The organism is Rhizobium sp. P1_E1 (assembly GCF_056406015.1).
Genome location: NZ_JBFUAY010000296.1, coordinates 1 through 4,569 on the forward strand (window position 1 = coordinate 1; position 4,569 = coordinate 4,569).

The following is a 4,569-nucleotide window of genomic DNA, read 5'->3' on the forward strand; positions in this document are numbered from 1 at the left end:
CGAACACGACGCCGACGGCAGTTGCCGATGCGGGTGATGCGACGGAGAAGGGCGGAGTCGCCAATGGTTCGGGTGGCGTGGTTGCGAGCGGCAACGTGCTGACCAACGACACAGATGCGGATGCCGGTGACACCAAGACGGTCACCGCAGTCGTCTTTGGTGCGACATCAGGCACGCTCGGCACGGCGCTGAACGGCACCTATGGCAGTCTCGTGCTCAGTGCATCGGGCGTCTATTCCTATGCCGTCAACGAGACCAATGCGGCCGTCCAGGCGTTGCGGCAGTCGACCAACACGCTGAGCGATGTCTTCAGCTACACCATGCGCGATGCCGCCGGCGCCACGGCCACGGCAAGTCTTACCATCACCATCCATGGCGCCAACGATGCGCCGGTGCTGGCCGTCCAGACGGCTGCCCAGAACGCCACCGTCGGCTCTGCCTTCTCTTTCGCCGTTCCGACGACGACCTTCACCGATGTCGACAGCACTGAGACGCTGGCCTACTCGGCAACCGCTGCCGACGGCACGGCGCTGCCCGCCTGGCTCGCCTTCAACGCCTCGACACGGACCTTCTCCGGCACGCCGACGACAGCAGGCACCTACGGTGTCAGGGTGACGGCGACAGACCTTGGCGGCCTTGCCGCCAATGAGACCTTCAACATCGCCGTGTCGACGCCTGGCAATACGCCGCCGACGGCAGTTGCCGATGCGGGTGATGCGACCGAGAAGGGCGGGGTCGCCAATGGTTCGGGTGGCGTGGTTGCCAGCGGCAACGTGCTGACCAACGACACCGATGCGAATGCCGGTGACACCAAAACGGTCACCGCAGTCGTCTTTGGTGCGACATCAGGCACGCTCGGCACGGCGCTGAACGGCACCTATGGCAGTCTCGTGCTCAATGCATCGGGCGTCTATTCCTATGCCGTCAACGAGACCAATGCGGCCGTCCAGGCGTTGCGGCAGTCGACCAACACACTGAGCGATGTCTTCAGCTATACGATGCGGGACACTGGCGGTGCCACCGCCACGGCAAACCTGACCATCACCATCCATGGTGCCAACGATGCGCCGGTGCTGGCCGTCCAGACGGCTGCCCAGAACGCCACCGTCGGCTCTGCCTTCTCCTTCGTACTGCCGACGACGACCTTCACCGATGTCGACAGCACCGAGACGCTGACCTACTCGGCAACCGCTGCCGACGGCACGGCGCTGCCCGCCTGGCTCGCCTTCAACGCCTCGACGCGGACCTTCAGCGGCACGCCGACGACAGCAGGCACCTACGGCGTCAGGGTGACGGCGACAGACCTCGGCGGCCTTGCTGCCAACGAGACGTTCAACATCGCCGCATCGGCGGCGCCAACGACCTACAGCCTGTTCAACGCCTCCAGCACGCCGACCCAGACCAACCTCAACGATGGTCAGCAGCTCGAGCTCGGCGTCAAGTTCCAGTCGAACGTTACCGGTGATGTCACCGGCATCAGGTTCTACCGCAGCGCCAACGACAACGGCCAGAACGTCGTCGACCTGTGGACCACGACCGGCACCAAGCTCGYCACCGCCACCTTCGCCAACACCACAGCGAGCGGCTGGCAGACGGTGAACTTCACAACCCCGGTCACGATTGCCGCCAATACCAACTATGTCGCCTCCTATCACACGACCGGCGCTTACGTGGCAACTGATGGCTTCTTCGCTAATGCCGTCACCAACGGTCCGTTGACGGCCCAATCAAGTGCCGTCGCCGGCGGCAACGGCGTCTATGCGTATGGCGGATCCGCCACCACCGGTCTCTTCCCGACCAACTCCTTCGATTCAGCGAATTACTATGCCGACGTTGTCTTCCGGCCGCAGCTCGTCGGGTGAAGCAAAGGACAAGGTTACGGACCAGTTTCGAATGAGGCTCATAAGACGCAAATGCTGGTCGCGGCGAGGGACGCTCCGACCGCCCACATTCAAGGAATGCCGATGAACAGGATCGAGCGGCTCCCGGTAACCGTGCTGGCCGGCTTCCTCGGCGCCGGCAAGACGACGCTTCTCAGCCACGTCCTGAATAACCGTCAGGGCCTGCGGGTCGCTGTCATTGTCAACGATATGAGTGAAGTGAACATAGACGCCAGTCTCATTCGAGACGGCGGCTGCAACCTGTCGCATACGACGGAGACATTGATCGAGCTCAGCAATGGCTGCATATGCTGTACCCTGCGCAATGACCTCCTGACGGAAGTACGACGACTGGCAGAGGAGCGGCGATACGACTATCTGTTGATCGAAGGCACCGGCATTGCCGAGCCATGCCCGATCGCGGCAACCTTTTCCTTCCGCGACGAGAACGGCGTCTCGCTCGCCGATTTTGCCAGCCTCGACACAATGGTCACCGTGGTCGATGCCGCAAACCTGTTAGCTGACTACAGCAGTGCCGATCTGCTTGCCGACCGCGGCCTGCAGCGCGACGGTGAGGACCGGCGCACACTCATCGACCTGCTGGTGGATCAGATCGAGTTTGCCGATATTGTCGTGATCAACAAGATCTCGGAGGCGAGCGAAGAGATCCGTGCGGAAGTCCGCAAGATAGTTACCGCGCTCAACCCGGATGCGCGCCAGGTGGAGACGGATTTCGGCGAGGTTTCTCTGGCAACTGTTCTCAATACGGGCCTCTTCGATGAAGCAAAGGCCGCCGCCCATCCGTTGTGGCACAAGGAACTGTACAACCCGGGCGACCATGTCCCRGAGACGGAAGAATACGGGGTATCGAGCTTTGTCTATCGCACGCGGCGTCCCTTCGACCCGATGCGGTTTCGAGCCTTCCTGGACGAACCCTGGCCGGGGGTGATGCGTGCCAAAGGCCATTTCTGGCTTGCCACGCGCCCGCGTCATGTGGGCCTGATGTCGGCTGCCGGCATCCAACGGCGCTGCGAGCCCATGGGGCTCTGGTGGGCAGCTGTGCCCCGGCAGGACTGGCCGAGCAATCAGCAGTTTCGTCAGCATCTCGAGAGCCGGTGGGACAGCGCTTGGGGCGACCGTCGGCAGGAGCTCGTGTTCATCGGTGTTGATATGGACGAGACAGGTGTGCGGACCGCACTGGACGGATGCCTCGCCAGCGCCGATCCGCGCGACTGGGCGACCCTCGAAGATCCGTTTCCGGCCTGGTAGCACGGCGGCGCAGGACGATGTAACCGGCTCGAGCAGCCGATCCGGCCCGGAATTTTTTCAACCAGCGTCAGCTACCTAGGACAGGACCCTTGCCCATTGTCACGGCTTGGTTCGGCARCCATTTGCCAGGCGAGATATCTGGTCTCGCGCCCCCGTAAGTTCAAAGCCGGTGCTGGAATCTATCACACCGGCCTTGATGGCGAACATAGTGGCGAAATCAGCGCCGGATGTGAGGGCGGAAAGCAGCTTCGGATGCTCTGAGAGAACAATCGTTCGCCGATCGGGACTGTTCCCGTCGAGGCGGATCGTCTCTTTGTACCTCCCAATCTCGAAGCGCGCCAATCGCAGACCGTTCCCACCAACAGTGGCATCGCCAATCTCGAAGATGAGACCGTTCTTGGCGTCGCACCGGACCATGTAACAAGCCTCGATGTCGCTCGCATCAATCATTGAGCATGTTCCGACCGCTCCCGCATGCGAACCGGTGAGCTTAACCCATGGAGCGGGCGGCTCGACTTCCTGTGTGAGCGCAGGCGATGCCGCAAGGCACGCGCCAAACACACACGCTGTCACGCCAATCACGCCTGCGACTGCCGGTCTGCTGAACCTCATCCTATCCTCGTTTTTCTACGACGTTGCGAGCCCAATAGCGTCTCGACTTGGACGTGCTTGTCAAGGTCGATTGAGAGGAGACGCAGAGCTTCGCCAACGCGAAACGGTGCGACCGGTGGGCCGGGCAGCTCTAGCCCGGAAAGGCTCTACCAGTAGCCGCCGGCAGCTCTGGGACTTTGTCGGCCGGCCTACGTTGAGGATCATCATATCGGCGTAGGGGATACCTCCCTCATACCCCAGATTGCTGTCGTACATTCCCTTAGCAAAGGTGCCAGAATACACGCCTTGCTATAGCGGTCGAAGGGCCGGCCGATGCGGGAGGGGACGCCGCTGATGCGGAGAATTCATGTCAGTAATCGTGAGTATTTGAGTACATTTGGTGGAGCGTTGAGTATCTGTCGTGCACCCTCAGCGTGGAGCGCAGTGCTGGGAACCGCGACGGTTGTATCTTCCACGAGTACCGATGGTTCCCAAAGCTTTGCCAGTAAGGGCAGCTTCGCCAATCTCGACGGCGCCGCCCTCGCGTCCTCCTACACAGGCAATATCATGCTGCCCGCCGCGTTGATCTCAGCAGGCGGCGTGCAGACGGCCTCGATTCCACCAACGGCGATGCCTGCGCCTGCAGGCGACGGCAGCGCACAGGACACGTCCGCCAAGACGGCGTCGGTTGCGACGGTGTTGCAGACGACGACTACGTCATCCGAGCGCACCGTGCTCGGCCCGGACCCGTACGAGGAGGCTGCGACGCTGCCTGCCGCGCCCGTGCTGACGGGTGTTACCAGCGATGCCGGCACGGGAGGCGCTACCA

The 4,569-nt window shown here is 62.3% G+C and carries 4 protein-coding genes; 3 read left to right on the forward strand and 1 reads right to left on the reverse strand.

The genetic code is table 11. From position 1 onward, the window contains the following. Both AC1D1Z_RS34315 and AC1D1Z_RS34320 read left to right on the forward strand, forming a co-directional pair. Positions 1 to 1,862, forward strand: a 1,862-nt coding sequence (locus AC1D1Z_RS34315) for a DUF4082 domain-containing protein (RefSeq protein ID WP_477853246.1), incomplete at its 5' end; no start/stop codon positions are given. Between the two features lie 102 nt (positions 1,863 to 1,964). Further along, positions 1,965 to 3,149: a GTP-binding protein gene (locus AC1D1Z_RS34320; protein ID WP_131647702.1), complete on the forward strand. Its 1,185-nt coding sequence runs from the start codon at positions 1,965 to 1,967 to the stop codon at positions 3,147 to 3,149. Between the two features lie 99 nt (positions 3,150 to 3,248). On the opposite strand, the gene AC1D1Z_RS34325 is transcribed toward AC1D1Z_RS34320, so the two are convergent. Then, positions 3,249 to 3,599: a hypothetical protein gene (locus AC1D1Z_RS34325; protein ID WP_245515910.1), complete on the reverse strand. Its 351-nt coding sequence runs from the start codon at positions 3,597 to 3,599 to the stop codon at positions 3,249 to 3,251. Positions 3,600 to 4,073: 474 nt separating this feature from the next. On the opposite strand from AC1D1Z_RS34325, the gene AC1D1Z_RS34330 reads away from it, so the two are divergent. Next, the coding region (locus tag AC1D1Z_RS34330) for a hypothetical protein (protein ID WP_477853249.1) at positions 4,074 to 4,569 on the forward strand (496 nt) is incomplete at its 3' end.